The organism is Streptomyces sp. NPDC001544, assembly GCF_042894285.1.
In the GTDB taxonomy this organism is placed as follows: domain Bacteria; phylum Actinomycetota; class Actinomycetes; order Streptomycetales; family Streptomycetaceae; genus Streptomyces.
In genome coordinates, this window is sequence record NZ_JBIAVN010000003.1 from 606,189 (window position 1) to 620,149 (window position 13,961).

At 72.4% G+C, this 13,961-nt stretch carries 9 protein-coding genes; 8 read left to right on the plus strand and 1 reads right to left on the minus strand.

What is annotated here, in order from left to right:
* The first annotated feature begins 193 nt into the window (after positions 1-193).
* The 4 genes from ACFY0F_RS12760 to nudC all read left to right on the plus strand — a co-directional run bounded on the left by ACFY0F_RS12760 (position 194) and on the right by nudC (position 9,751).
* A complete protein-coding gene (locus ACFY0F_RS12760) occupies positions 194-3,613 on the plus strand; it encodes an ATP-dependent helicase (RefSeq protein ID WP_388792366.1) in 3,420 nt (1,139 codons plus the stop codon).
* 101 nt (positions 3,614-3,714) lie between these two features.
* A complete protein-coding gene (locus tag ACFY0F_RS12765) occupies positions 3,715-7,302 on the plus strand; it encodes a UvrD-helicase domain-containing protein (RefSeq protein WP_388792368.1) in 3,588 nt (1,195 codons plus the stop codon).
* Between the two features lie 10 nt (positions 7,303-7,312).
* A complete protein-coding gene (locus ACFY0F_RS12770; protein ID WP_388792370.1) occupies positions 7,313-8,716 on the plus strand; it encodes a dipeptidase in 1,404 nt (467 codons plus the stop codon).
* Between the two features lie 90 nt (positions 8,717-8,806).
* Positions 8,807-9,751 carry an NAD(+) diphosphatase gene (nudC, locus tag ACFY0F_RS12775; RefSeq protein ID WP_388792372.1) on the plus strand — a complete coding sequence of 315 codons (945 nt, stop codon included), beginning with the start codon at positions 8,807-8,809 and terminating at the stop codon, positions 9,749-9,751.
* A gap of 65 nt (positions 9,752-9,816) precedes the next feature.
* Here nudC and ACFY0F_RS12780 read toward each other — a convergent pair whose 3' ends face one another.
* Entirely contained in the window at positions 9,817-10,059 is a 243-nt protein-coding gene (locus ACFY0F_RS12780; protein WP_388792374.1) for a mycoredoxin, read from the minus strand.
* Between the two features lie 182 nt (positions 10,060-10,241).
* On the opposite strand from ACFY0F_RS12780, the gene ACFY0F_RS12785 reads away from it, so the two are divergent.
* The 4 genes from ACFY0F_RS12785 (at position 10,242) to ACFY0F_RS12800 (ending at position 13,793) form a co-directional block, all read left to right on the plus strand.
* Positions 10,242-12,440 carry an ATP-dependent DNA helicase UvrD2 gene (locus ACFY0F_RS12785; protein WP_388792376.1) on the plus strand — a complete coding sequence of 733 codons (2,199 nt, stop codon included), beginning with the start codon at positions 10,242-10,244 and terminating at the stop codon, positions 12,438-12,440.
* A 164-nt stretch (positions 12,441-12,604) separates the two neighbouring features.
* Positions 12,605-12,931, plus strand: coding sequence for a hypothetical protein (locus ACFY0F_RS12790; RefSeq protein WP_388792378.1), 327 nt, complete (start codon positions 12,605-12,607; stop codon positions 12,929-12,931).
* A 173-nt stretch (positions 12,932-13,104) separates the two neighbouring features.
* Positions 13,105-13,473 (plus strand): WhiB family transcriptional regulator, encoded by a 369-nt coding sequence (locus ACFY0F_RS12795; RefSeq protein WP_388792380.1) that lies wholly within the window; start codon positions 13,105-13,107, stop codon positions 13,471-13,473.
* Positions 13,470-13,793: a hypothetical protein gene (locus ACFY0F_RS12800; protein WP_388792382.1), complete on the plus strand. Its 324-nt coding sequence runs from the start codon at positions 13,470-13,472 to the stop codon at positions 13,791-13,793. The genes ACFY0F_RS12795 and ACFY0F_RS12800 overlap by 4 nt, the downstream gene beginning before the upstream one ends.
* Positions 13,794-13,961 lie beyond the last annotated feature (168 nt).

Genomic DNA, 13,961 nt, shown 5'->3' on the forward strand with positions numbered 1-13,961 from the left:
CCGTGGCATGACGTACGTTCGTGAGGGATGGGACCCGCGTGGCACGAGGGCCGGAAGGGATGAAGTGGAGCACCTGCTTCCGCTCTTTTTCCCGGCGTAGCGTCGGCTGCGCGCGTTCCCCTCACCCCGCGGCCACCGTCACGTACGCGTGACCGCCTGCCAACCAGCACACCCACCAGGACCGGCGAACCACGTGAGCTCCTCTTCTTCCACCAGGCGCCTGCCCCACCCTCCGGTGCGGCAGGGGAACAGTGGCGCTTACAGACTGGTGCGTACCCCTCCGGCCGAGCCGGATCCCATCCGTCTTGACGCCGCCCAGCGCGCCGTGGTTGATCACCGGGCCGGCCCCTTGCTCGTCCTTGCGGGTCCCGGCACCGGCAAGACCACCACGCTCGTCGAGTCCGTGGCCGCCCGGATCGCCCGGGGCGGGGACCCCGAGCGCATCCTCGTGCTGACCTTCAGCCGCAAGGCGGCCGTCGACCTGCGCGACCGCATGGCCCGGCGCACAGGGGCCGCCCGCGCCCCCCAGGCGACCACCTTCCACTCCTACTGCTACGCCCTGGTCCGCGCCCACCAGGACAGCGACCTGTTCGTGGAGCCCCTGCGCCTGCTCTCCGGCCCCGAACAGGACGTGACCGTCCGTGAGCTGCTCGCGGGACAGCCGGAGCTGGAGCGGCTCGGGCTGCACCATGTGCGCTGGCCGGACGAGCTGCGCGCCTGTCTGACCACCCGGGGATTCGCCGACGAGGTCCGCGCGGTCCTCGCCCGGAGCCGCGAGCTGGGCCTGGGCCCTGATGCCCTGGACGCCTTCGCCCGGCGGATCGGCCGCCCCGACTGGCGGGCCGCGGCCGCCTTCCTGGCCGAGTACCTCGACGTCATCGACCTGCAAGGCGTCCTGGACTACGCCGAGCTCGTCCACCGCGCGGTGCTCCTCGCCCGCCGCCCGGAGGCCGCCGCACACCTCGCCGCCCGGTACGACGCCGTGTACGTCGACGAGTACCAGGACACCGACCCGGCCCAGGTCCGCCTGCTGCACGCCCTGGCCGGTGGCGGCCGCACCCTGGTCGCCTTCGGCGACCCCGACCAGTCGATCTACGCCTTCCGGGGCGCCGACGTGAACGGCATCCTGGACTTCCCGCGGGCCTTCTCGCGCGCGGACGGCCGCCCGGCGCCCGTCGAGGTGCTGCGCACCTCCCGCCGGTCCGGCGCGGCCCTGCTGGACGCGACCCGGCTGCTGACCCAGCGCATGCCGCTGACCCGCCTCCCGGCCGACAAGGTACGCGCCCACCGTGAGCTCACCCCCGTGCGGGACGGCGGCCGCGTCGACGTCCACACGTACCCCACACCCGGCACGGAACTGGACAACATCGGCGACATCCTCCGCCGGGCACATCTGGAGGACGGAGTGGCCTGGCGCGACATGGCCGTCCTCGTGCGCGCCGGGTCCCGCACCATCCCGACGGTCCGCCGCGCCCTCACGGCGGCCGGCGTCCCGCTGGACATCGACGGCGACGATCTGCCCCTGCGCCATGAACCGGCGGTGGCACCGCTGCTGACGGCGCTCCGCGCGGTGGCTGCCGCCGAGGCGGCAGGACAGCCCGGCCAGGCCCGCCGGCAGCCGGGTCAGGCTCCCCAGCAGTCCGGCCAGGACTCCGAGCCGTCCGGCCAGGACTCCGAGCCGTCTGGCCAAGACTCGGAGCAGTCCGGCCAGGCCTCCGAGCCGTCCGGCCAGGACTCCTGCTGGCTCGACACCGAGACCGCCCTCACGCTGCTGGCCTCTCCTCTCGCCGGCATGGACGCCGCGGACCTGCGACGGCTGGGCCGCGCCCTGCGCGAGGAGGAGCGGGCGGCCGGCAACCCGCTGCCGCGGCCCTCGGACGAACTGCTCACGCTGGCGCTCGCCGAACCGGAGCGCCTGGTCGCCCACGACCCCGCGTACGCGCGCGGGGCCCAGCGCCTCGGAGCGCTGCTGCGAAAAGCCCGTGAGCGCCTGGCGGGTGGTGGTACGGCCGAGGAGGCGCTGTGGGACCTGTGGGAGGGCACCCCGTGGCCCACCCGCCTGGAGCGGGCCGCCCGACGCGGTGGCGCGGCCGGCCGCAACGCCGACCGTGACCTGGACGCCGTGTGCGCCCTGTTCGCGACCGCCGCGCGCGCGGAGGAGCGCACCGGCGGCCGGGGCGCCCTGAACTTCCTCGAGGAGATCGAGGCCGAGGACATCGCCGCCGACACCCTCACCCGACGGGCGCTGCGCCCCGACGCCGTACGTCTGATGACCGCGCACCGCTCCAAGGGCCTCCAGTGGCGCCTGGTCGTGATCGCCGGTGTCCAGGAAGGACTGTGGCCGGACCTGCGCCGCCGCGGCTCCTTGCTGGAGGCCGACCGCATCGGCCGTGACGGGCTCGCCGAACCGCTCACCCCGGGGGCGCTCCTCGCCGAGGAACGCCGCCTGTTCTACGTCGCCGCCACACGCGCGCGTGACCGCCTCGTCGTCACCGCTGTGAAGGCGCCCGCGGACGACGGCGACCAGCCCTCCCGGTTCCTCACCGAACTCGGTGTCGAACCACAGGACGTCACCGGCCGCCCGCGCCGCCCGCTGTCCGTGGCCGCGCTGGTCGCCGAACTGCGCGCCACGACGGTCGACCCGCGAGCCTCAGCGGCCCTGCGGGAGGCCGCCGCCCGACGCCTGGCCCGGCTCGCCGCCCTTGCCGACGAGGACGGCCGTCCTCTGGTCCCCTCCGCGCACCCCTACCGCTGGTGGGGCATGTTCGAGCCGACCGAGAGCAAGGTGCCGTTGCGCAACCGGGACCAGCCGGTCGTGCTGTCCGGCAGCGCCCTGGACCAGCTCGCCAACACCTGCGCCCTCCAGTGGTTCCTGGGCCGCGAGGTGAAGGCCGACACGCCCGCCACCGCCGCGCAGGGCTTCGGCAACGTCGTCCACGTGCTGGCCGACGAGGTCGCCTCCGGACGTACCCCTGCCGACCTCGACGTCCTCATGGAACGCCTGGACTCCGTGTGGAACGCGCTGGCGTTCGACGCCCCCTGGAAGTCGGAGCAGGAGAAGGGACACGCGCGCGCGGCCCTCGAACGCTTCCTGAAATGGCATGTGCTCGACCAGGCCGTGCGGACACCGGTGGCGAGCGAACACGACTTCGACGTCACCCTCGCAGCCGGCGACTACGAGGTGCGCATCCGCGGCCAGATGGACCGGGTCGAGGCGGACGGCGAGGGCCGGGCCTACGTCGTCGACTTCAAGACCGGGAAGCAGGCGCCGACCGCGCGCGAGGTGGAACGGCATCCGCAGCTGGCCGTCTACCAGCTCGCCGTCCGAGAGGGCGCCGTGGACGACGCCTTCGACGGCGGGCGCCCCGAGCCCGGCGGCGCCGAACTCGTCCACCTCAGGCAGGGCGCCGCGCAGCGGGACGGCGGCGAAACCCTGCCCAAGGTGCAGGCCCAGGAACCGCTGGAGGGGGAGTGGGTCGGCGAGCTGCTGGCCAACGCCGCCGGGAAGGTCCTCGACGAACGGTTCACACCGAGCACCGGCCAGCACTGCACCCACTGTGCCTTCCGGGCGTCGTGCAGCGCGCGGCCCGAAGGCCGACAAGTCGTCGAGTGACCCGGGTGACGGACCACACCCCCGGTGCTGACCTGGGCTGCAACCCGCGCTGGGGGCCGGTTCGGCATCGGCTGTCAGTGGCCGCCACTAGCCTCTGAGGAATGCCCGCACGTATCACCGACACCGAGCAGCTCAAGGAGCTCCTCGGTATCCCCTTCACCCCGGAGCAGACGGCCTGCATCACCGCACCGCCCGCTCCGCAGGTGATCGTGGCCGGAGCCGGGTCGGGCAAGACCACGGTCATGGCCGCACGCGTGGTGTGGCTGGTCGGCACCGGACAGGTCGCGCCCGAACAGGTCCTCGGCCTCACCTTCACCAACAAGGCCGCCGGAGAACTCGCCGAACGCGTCCGCAAGGCCCTGATCCGGGCCGGCGTCACCGACCCCGACCTCATCGACCCCGACAACCCGCCCGGCGAACCGGTGATCTCCACCTACCACGCCTTCGCCGGACGCCTGCTGACCGACCACGGACTGCGCATCGGTCTCGAACCGACGTCCCGGCTGCTCGCCGACGCCACCCGCTACCAGCTCGCCGCGCGCGTACTGCGCGAGGCACCCGGTCCCTACCCGGCGCTGACCCGCTCCTTCGCCGACCTCGTCAGCGACCTCCTCACCCTCGACGCCGAACTCGCCGAACACCTCGTACGCCCCGAGGACCTGCGCACCTGGGACGCCGACCTGCTGCGGACCCTGCAAGGCGCCAAACTCAGCAACGCCGAACTGCGCAAGGTCCCCGAGACGGCCGCCGCCCGCCGCGAACTCGCCGAGCTGGTGCTGCGCTACCGGGCCGCCAAACGCGAGCGCGACCTGCTCGACTTCGGCGACCAGATCGCCCTGTCCGCGGCGCTGGCGCGGATCCCCGACGTCGGCCGGGCCCTGCGCGAGGAGTTCCGCGTGGTGCTCCTCGACGAGTACCAGGACACCTCGGTGGCCCAGCGCGTCCTCCTGGCGGGCCTCTTCGGCGGCGGCACCGGGCACCCGGTGACCGCCGTCGGCGACCCCTGCCAGGCCATCTACGGCTGGCGCGGCGCCTCCGTCGCCAACCTCGACGACTTTCCCGAGCACTTCGCGCACGCCGACGGTCGCCCCGCCACCCGCCAGGCACTCAGCGAGAACCGCCGCAGCGGCGGCCGCCTCCTCGACCTCGCCAACGGCCTCGCCGAGCCCCTGCGCGCCATGCACGCGGGCGTGGAGGCCCTCCGCCCGGCCCCCGGGGCCGAGCGGGACGGCACCGTCCGCTGCGCCCTGCTGCGCACCCACGCCGAGGAGATCGACTGGATCGCCGACTCCATCGCCCACCTCGTCGGCACCGGGAAGGCCCCCGGCGAGATCGCCGTGCTGTGCCGCGCGGCGACCGACTTCGCCCAGATCCAGGGCGCCCTCGTCGCCCGGGACATCCCCGTCGAGGTGGTCGGCCTCTCCGGACTGCTGCACCTGCCCGAGGTCGCCGACCTCGTCGCGGTCTGCGAGGTGCTCCAGGATCCCGGCGCCAACGCCTCCCTGGTCCGCCTGCTGACCGGCCCGCGCTGGCGCATCGGCCCCCGCGACCTCGCCCTGCTGGGGCGGCGCGCGCGTCTGCTCGTGTCCCACGCGCGCGTGGGCGCCGAGGACGACCCGGACCGTCGGCTCGCCGAGGCCGTCGAGGGAGTCGACCCGTCCGAGGTGACATCGCTCGCCGACGCACTCGACACGTTCCTCGAATCGCCTGTCGAGGACAACGCGGACGACGACGGGCTGCCCTTCTCCGCGGAGGCGCGCGTACGGTTCGCGCGCCTGGCGGCCGAGCTGCGCGAGCTGCGCCGCTCACTGGCCGACCCCCTCATGGACGTCCTGTACCGCGTCCTCGCCGTCACCGGCCTGGAGGTGGAACTGTCGGCGTCGCCGCACGCCCTCGCCGCGCGCCGCCGCGAGACCCTGTCGAACTTCCTGGACATCGCCGCGTCCTTCGCGGCGAACGAGAGCGAAGCCTCCCTGCTGGCCTTCCTCGGCTTCCTGCGTACCGCCGCCCAGTACGAGAAGGGCCTCGACAACGCCCTGCCCGGCGGTGAGAACACCGTCAAGGTGCTCACCGCGCACAAGTCGAAGGGCCTGGAGTGGGACGTCGTCGCCGTACCCGGCCTGGTCAAGGGCGCCTTCCCCAGCAGCCAGGGCCGCGAGAAGTGGACCGCCCAGGCCAAGGTGCTGCCGCACCGGCTGCGGGGCGACGCGGACACCCTGCCCGACGTCGAGAACTGGGACTCCCGGGGAATGAAGGCCTTCCACGAGGCCATGAAGGACCACCAGCACACCGAGGAACTCCGCCTCGGCTACGTCACCTTCACCCGCCCCCGCTCCCTGCTCCTCGGCTCGGGCCACTGGTGGGGCCCCAGCCAGAAGAAACCCCGCGGCCCGTCCGACTTCCTCCAGGCCCTGTACGACCACTGCGCCGCCGGTCACGGCGAGATCGAGGCATGGGCCGACGAGCCGGAGGAGGACGAGGAGAACCCCGCGCTGCACCGGGCGACCGCCGACCAGGTCTGGCCGCTGCCGCTGGACGACGCGGCACTGGCCCGCCGCCGCGCCGCCGCCGAGACCGTCCTGGCCCACCTCGATGCCTTGGCCACCGGGGATCCCGGCCACCCGGTCGCCACCCATGACCCCGGCGCCCACGACGACCCGGACTGGCCGGCCCCGCCGGACGAGGAAGGGTCCCCGTATGACGAACAGCCTCCGTACGACGAACAGCCTCCGTACGACGAACAGCCTCCGTACGACGAACAGCCTCCGTACGACGAACAGCCTCCGTACGACGAACAGCCCCCGTACGACGAACACGACCCCTTCGCGGAGGACCCGGCCGACTGGGACGCGTGGGACACCGACCGCCCCACGGTCCCGCACCAGGCGAAGGCCCCCGAGCCGCCCGCCGCCCGGCCCCGTCCCCCCGAGCCGGAGGCCCCGGCGCCGCTCACCCCCGAGGAGGCCCGCACCATCGCCTCCTGGGACCGCGACCTCGACGCCCTCACCGGGGAGCTCCAGCGCGCCCGGCAGAGCGTCACGGAGGTCCCGCTGCCGACCACGCTCACCGCGTCCCAGCTACTGCACCTGACCGCCGACCCCGACGGGTTCGCGCAGGAACTCGCGCGCCCCATGCCGCGCCCCCCGCAGCCGGCCGCGCGCCGGGGCACCCGGTTCCACGCCTGGGTGGAGGCCCGGTTCGAGGAGCTGACGCTGCCCATGCTGGAGCCGGAGGAGCTGCCCGGCGGCGATGCCGAGATCGCCGACGAACGCGACCTCGAGGCGCTCAAGGACGCCTTCGAGCGCACCGAGTACGCACACCGCACCCCCTACCGTGTCGAGGCACCCTTCCAGCTCGCCCTCGCCGGCCGCGTCGTACGAGGACGTATCGACGCCGTCTACCGGTACGACGACACGGGGGACGGGGCTGGGACGACGTACGAGATCGTCGACTGGAAGACCGGCCGCAACCGCACCGCGGACCCCCTGCAGCTCGCCGTCTACCGGCTCGCCTGGGCGGAGCAGCAGGGGGTGCCACCGGAGTCGGTCACCGCCGTGTTCCTGTACGTGCGCACCGGCGAGGTCGTACGGCCCGGGCGGTTGCCCGGCCGGGAGGAGTTGGAGAGGCTGCTCCTGGGACAGGCAGAGTGTGACGAACCGCCCGCCGAGGATGCCCGGGCGGGCCGATAGGCTCGTGAGCATGAGCCAGACCCCGGACAGCGCCGTCCGCGCGTACATCGAGCAGCACCGCACCGCCTTCCTCGGCGACCTCGCCGAGTGGCTGCGCATTCCCTCCGTGTCGGCCCAGCCCGACCACGCGCACGACGTGCGGCGCAGCGCCGACTGGCTCGCCGCCAAGCTGAAGGACACCGGTTTTCCCACCGTCGAGGTCTGGGAGACCGCGGGCGCCCCGGCGGTCTTCGCGCACTGGCCCGCCGCCGACCCCCAGGCGCCCACCGTCCTCGTCTACGGCCACCACGACGTCCAGCCGGCCGCCCGCGAGGACGGCTGGGACAGCGAGCCCTTCGAACCCGTCGTCCGGGACAACCGCCTCTACGCGCGCGGTGCGGCCGACGACAAGGGCCAGGTGTTCTTCCACACACTGGGCGTCCGCGCCCACCTCGCCGGCACCGGCCGCACCGCCCCCGCCGTCCATCTGAAGCTGCTGATCGAGGGCGAGGAGGAGTCCGGCTCCCCGCACTTCCGCGCCCTCGTCGAGGAGCACGCCGAGCGTCTGACCGCCGACGCCGTGATCGTCTCCGACACCGGCATGTGGGCCGAGGACACCCCCACCGTCTGCACCGGCATGCGCGGGCTCGCCGAGTGCGAGATCCACCTGTACGGCCCTGACCAGGACATCCACTCCGGCTCCTTCGGCGGAGCCGTGCCCAACCCGGCGACCGCAGCCGCCCGCCTGGTCGCCGCCCTGCACGACGAGCACGCACGCGTGGCGGTCCCCGGCTTCTACGACGGCGTCGTCGAACTCACCGACCGCGAGCGCGCCCTCTTCGCCGAGCTCCCCTTCGACGAACAGCAGTGGCTGCGCACCGCCAAGTCGCACGCCACCCATGGCGAGGCCGGACACACCACCCTGGAGCGGATCTGGGCCCGCCCCACGGCCGAGGTCAACGGCATCGGCGGCGGCTACCAGGGCCCCGGCAGCAAGACGATCATCCCGTCCTCCGCCATGGTGAAGCTCTCCTTCCGGCTGGTCGCCGGACAGGACCCCGACCACATCGAGAAGGCCGTCCGCGCCTGGGCGGCCGACCAGGTGCCCGCCGGAATCCGGTACGAGATCACCTTCCGCCCGGCCACCCGCCCGTGCCTGACCCCGCTCGACCACCCCGCTCTGCAGTCGGTGGTCCGCGCCATGGGCCGCGCCTTCCAGCAGCCTGTCCGCTTCACCCGTGAGGGCGGTTCCGGGCCCGCCGCCGACCTCCAGGAGGTCCTCGGCACACCCGTGCTCTTCCTGGGCATCTCCGTCCCCTCCGACGGCTGGCACGCCCCGAACGAGAAGGTGGAGCTCGACCTCCTGCTCAAGGGCGTCGAGACCAGTGCCTACCTGTGGGACGACCTCGCCGCACACTGGCGCCATGAGCCCTGACCGTCCCGCTGCCGTACGTCCCGCCGAACCGCCCGCCGCAGCACATCCCGCCGAAACACATCCGTTCCACCGGGGGAGTTGGAAGCACCCGTGACCACCTGGACCGACCACACCGCCGACCGACCCATCTCGCTCACCGCCCCGAGCGGCATCGACCGGGCCGCCCACCACCGGCTCGACGAGGCCTGGCTCGCAGCGGCGTGGAGCCACCCCACGACCCGCTGCTTCGTGGTCTCCGGCGGCCAGGTCCTCATCGACGAGACGCCGGACGGCCGGACCGAACTCGTCATGACCCCCTCCTTCGAGGCGCCGCTGACCGAGGCCCACCGCTACTTCCTGGGCATCGACGAAGAGGGCGTCAGCTACTTCGCGCTCCAGAAGGACGCGTTGCCCGGCCGCATCGACCAGTCCGCGCGCCCCGCTGGCCTGCGTGAGGCGGGCCTGCTGCTCTCGCCCCGCGACGTCGGACTCATGGTGCACGCGGTCGGCCTGGAGAACTGGCAGCGCACCCACCGCTTCTGCTCCCGCTGCGGCGAACGCACGGTCATCGCGGCCGCCGGCCACATCCGCCGCTGCCCGGCCTGCGGCGCCGAGCACTACCCGCGCACCGACCCCGCCGTGATCATGGCCGTCACCGACCAGGAGGACCGCATCCTGCTCGGCCGCCAGGTCCACTGGCCCGAGGGCCGCTTCTCCACGCTCGCCGGTTTCGTCGAACCCGGCGAGTCCATCGAGCAGTCGGTGCGCCGCGAGGTCCAGGAAGAGGTCGGCATCAGCATCGGCCAGGTCGAGTACGTCGCCAGCCAGCCCTGGCCCTTCCCGTCCAGCCTCATGCTGGGCTTCATGGCCCAGGCCACCTCGACCGAGATCGATGTCGATGGCGACGAGATCCACGAGGCCCGCTGGTTCTCCCGGGAGGAGTTGCGCGCCGCCTTCGAATCCGGTGAGGTGCTGCCCCCCTACGGCATCTCCATCGCCGCCCGGCTGATCGAGCTCTGGTACGGCAAGCCGTTGCCGACCCGCACCTTCGTGTGAGCCGCAGAACGGCAGAGGGCGGCACCCGGAGCCGGGTGCCGCCCTCTGCCGCTGCCGCGCGTTGCTCAGGCGCCGATCTTCTGCTTCACCTGGGCCAGTGACGGGTTCGTCAGCGTCGAACCGTCGGCGAAGAGCACCGTCGGGACCGTCTGGTTTCCGCCATTCGCCTTCTCCACGAACGCGGCGGAATCCGGGTCCTGCTCGATGTTGATCTCGGTGTACGCGATGCCCTCGCGGTCCATCTGGCTCTTCAGCCGGCGGCAGTAGCCGCACCACGTGGTGCTGTACATCGTCACGGTGCCCTGCATCTCGCTCGCGCTCCTCTGTGGCACTCGGGGAAGGTCGTCCAGGAGGGGAACGCAGGCGACCGGGCCGCCATTCCCGCCCGGGCAGGCGCCCCGGCGTGACGCCTGCCGCATTAGTACGACCGCGAGGCCCTGCCTGTGGACAACCGTCACAGCCGTCTCCGGCGACCTGGCAGCATGGCTGTGTGACAGCAGCAACGCACTCCACCCTCTTCCCGCAGGTACCGGACTCTGCCGACGCGGTGCTCGAAGGGCTCGACCCCGAGCAGCGCGAGGTGGCCACCGCCCTGCACGGTCCGGTGTGCGTCCTGGCGGGCGCCGGCACGGGCAAGACCCGGGCGATCACCCACCGCATCGCCTACGGGGTGCGCGCCGGGATCCTCCAGCCTTCGAGCGTGCTCGCCGTCACCTTCACCAACCGTGCCGCGGGCGAGATGCGCGGCCGGCTCCGGCAGCTGGGCGCGCACGGCGTCCAGGCCCGCACCTTCCACTCCGCCGCGCTGCGCCAGCTCCAGTACTTCTGGCCGAAAGCGATCGGTGGCTCCATGCCCCGGCTCGTCGACCGCAAGATCCAGCTCGTCGCGGACGCGGCCGCCGCCTGCCGCCTCCGCCTCGACCGGGGCGAGCTGCGGGACGTCACCGCCGAGATCGAGTGGTCCAAGGTCACCCAGACCGTGCCGGCCGACTACCCGCTCGCAGCCGCCAAGGCGGGCCGCGAGGTCCCCCGGGACCCGGCCGAGATCGCCCAGCTCTATTCCGTCTACGAAGACCTCAAGCGCGACCGGGCGGTCATCGACTTTGAGGACGTCCTGCTGCTGACCGTCGCCGTCCTCCAGGACCGGCACGACGTCGCCGACCAGGTCCGCTCGCAGTACCAGCACTTCGTGGTCGACGAGTACCAGGACGTCAGCCCCCTCCAGCAGCGCCTCCTGGAACTGTGGCTCGGCGACCGGGACAGTCTGTGCGTCGTCGGTGACGCCAGCCAGACGATCTACTCCTTCACCGGTGCCACCCCGGACCATCTCCTCGACTTCCGCACCCGGCACCCCGGCGCCACGGTCGTCAAACTGGTCCGCGACTACCGCTCCACCCCGCAGGTCGTCCAGCTCGCCAACGGCCTGCTCGCCCAGGCGCACGGCCGCGCCGCCGACCACCGGCTGGAACTGGTCTCCCAACGCGCCCCCGGCCCCGAGCCCGTCTACGCCGAGTACACCGACGAGCCGGCCGAGGCGGAGGGCGCCGCCCGCCGTATCCGCGAACTCATCGACACGGGCGTCCCGGCCGCCGAGATCGCCGTCCTGTTCCGTACGAACTCCCAGTCCGAGACCTACGAACAGGCCCTCGCCGATGTCGGCGTCCCCTACCAGCTGCGCGGAGCCGAGCGCTTCTTCGACCGCCCCGAGGTCCGCAAGGCGGGCGTCGCGCTGCGCGGTGCGGCCCGCTTCGGCGGCAACGACTCCCTCCTGGACGACGCCGTGACCCTGCCGTCCCAGGTGCGCGCGGTGCTGTCCGGTGAGGGCTGGACCAGCGAGCCCCCGGCCGGATCCGGTGTGGTCAGGGAGCGCTGGGAGTCACTGGCCGCGCTGGTCAACCTCGCCCATGACTTCGCGGCCGCCAGACCCGACGCCACGCTCGGCGACTTCGTCGCCGAACTCGACGAGCGGGCGAACGCCCAGCACGCCCCCACCGTCCAGGGCGTCACGCTCGCCTCGCTGCACTCCGCCAAGGGCCTGGAGTGGGACGTGGTCTTCCTGGTCGGCATCGCCGAGGGCATGATGCCGATCACCTACGCGAAGACCGAGGAGCAGATCGAGGAGGAGCGCCGTCTGCTCTACGTCGGCGTGACCCGCGCCAGAGAACGGCTCCATGTCTCCTGGGCGCTGGCTCGATCGCCCGGCGGCCGCGCCGCCCGGCGGCCCAGCCGTTTCCTCGACGGCCTGCGTCCCGGCTCGGCCGCCACCGTCGGCCGCCCGGCCGCCGGAGCCTCGGGGGGTGTCGAGCGCGGTTCGGTGAACGGCCCGCAGGCCCTCGCCCCACGGCGGGTACGGCGCACCCCGGCCCGCTGCCGCGTCTGCGGCCGCACGCTCACCGACGCGGGCGAGATGAAACTGATGCGCTGTGAGGACTGCCCCACGGACATGGACGAGGGGCTCTACGAGCGGTTGCGCGAGTGGCGTGCGGAGCAGGCCCGGCGCAGTGGACAGCCGGCGTTCTGTGTCTTCACCGACAAGACACTGATGGCCATCGCCGAGGCGGTCCCCGAGGACGACGGGGAGCTGGCCCGCATCCCCGGGGTCGGCATGCGCAAGCTCAACCGCTACGGAGCCGATGTTCTGGCCATCTGCGCAGGCCAGGAAGGTGCGGCAGACGCCGGGGAAGACTGACGCGAACTCGTCGGAAAAATAGTTTGCGCATGCCGTGGGAATCCCCATAGGTTCTAGGCACGGAAGCGGCGGCCTTCTCCAAGACCCCGATTCCGTGATGTACTTGCATATCCGAACGGGCTGGTTCACCCCAGTCCCATAGACGCCGAGAGGAGGCGAGTCCAGTGATCAGCATCAACACCAGCATCAGCACCGTCAGCACGGCCAAACTGACCGATCGCTCGACCGTCTCCCTGTGCATTCTCGGCGCCTCGGACCTGGGCACCGGTCTGTCCGGCATCTCTGCCGTGCGTCCGGCGTCCTCCGTTGCCTCCGCGGGCCTTCCCGTCCGTGAGCGCAATGAGCGACCGACCAAGGCACTGGAAGCAGTAGTGGCACAGGCACAGGCCTATGCCTTTACGGCGGCCGGTGCCGGATACCGGAAGCAGACGACGCAGCACCACCTGATGTGGGCCTTCCGTGGGCCAAAACCCTGGAGTGATCCAGCCTGATCGACGATCAGGTCGGCGCCTTCAGGGCCGCGGAACCCCATCCGGGATCCGCGGCCCTTCTGTTTTTCCCCGAACGGGGAGGGCGGAGAAGGGGCCTCGGGACAAGAAAAGAACCCGGTACCAAGCCGACACCCGGTCAACCGGCCGGACCGACCAGACGAGGAAGACGAATCGTGCAACTCGAAGCGCACGCCCCGTCCGTACCGCCTTCCGAAACGATCCCCCCGCCCGGCCTCACGAAGGACCCCACCTTGATCCCGCTCACCGCGCTCACCGCGCTCGACGACGCCATCGAGAACCTCGGCGTACCCGTCCCCTGCCGTTCCTACGACCCGGAGGTCTTCTTCGCCGAGTCGCCGGCGGACGTCGAGTACGCCAAGTCCCTCTGCCGCACCTGCCCGCTGATCGAGGCCTGCCTCGCCGGGGCCAAGGAGCGGCGTGAGCCCTGGGGCGTCTGGGGTGGCGAGCTGTTCGTCCAGGGTGTCGTCGTCGCCCGGAAGCGGCCGCGTGGCCGCCCGCGCAAGAACCCGGTCACGGCATGAACATCGCAGGAACAATCGACCGCCCTCTCACGCACGATCCCCAGAAGCAGGCCCCGATGAAGCCGTCCACCAGCGAGCCCACAGGCTCCGCGACCCCAGACTTCACCACCACCGGCGCGACCGACTCGCGTCAGAACAGGACCCGAGAGATGCAACTCATCCCAGAAGCCCTGGCTCGTGCCCATATGCACGAGCGCCTGCATGAGGCCGAGCGGGAACGCCGGGCCGTGCGCCTGGCGACCGCCCGGCGGATGCAGCGGCGGGCCGAGCGTGCCTCGCTGCGCGCCCGCCGGGCGCTCGCCATGGCGGTCATGCAGTAACCGACCCACCTGAAGCGGTGGCCTCCCGATCAGGGGAGGCGGTGGCTTCCCGCGGGGGCCGGTCCGTCCGCACGACGCTGTTGGTTAATCCCGGCCTTCGCGTGACGTCGGTTCCCCAGACCTTGTTGTGGTCTGGGGAGCCGACGTTGTCGTATGGGGAGGGTGTCG

Excerpts from the sequence above, each read along its gene's own strand:
- ACFY0F_RS12765 (WP_388792368.1), top strand. The coding sequence starts at position 3,715 with ATGCCCGCACGTATCACCGACACCGAGCAGCTCAAGGAGCTCCTCGGT.
- ACFY0F_RS12780 (WP_388792374.1), bottom strand. The coding sequence starts at position 10,059 with ATGCAGGGCACCGTGACGATGTACAGCACCACGTGGTGCGGCTACTGC.
- ACFY0F_RS12800 (WP_388792382.1), top strand. The coding sequence starts at position 13,470 with ATGAACATCGCAGGAACAATCGACCGCCCTCTCACGCACGATCCCCAG.
- ACFY0F_RS12770 (WP_388792370.1), top strand. The coding sequence starts at position 7,313 with ATGAGCCAGACCCCGGACAGCGCCGTCCGCGCGTACATCGAGCAGCAC.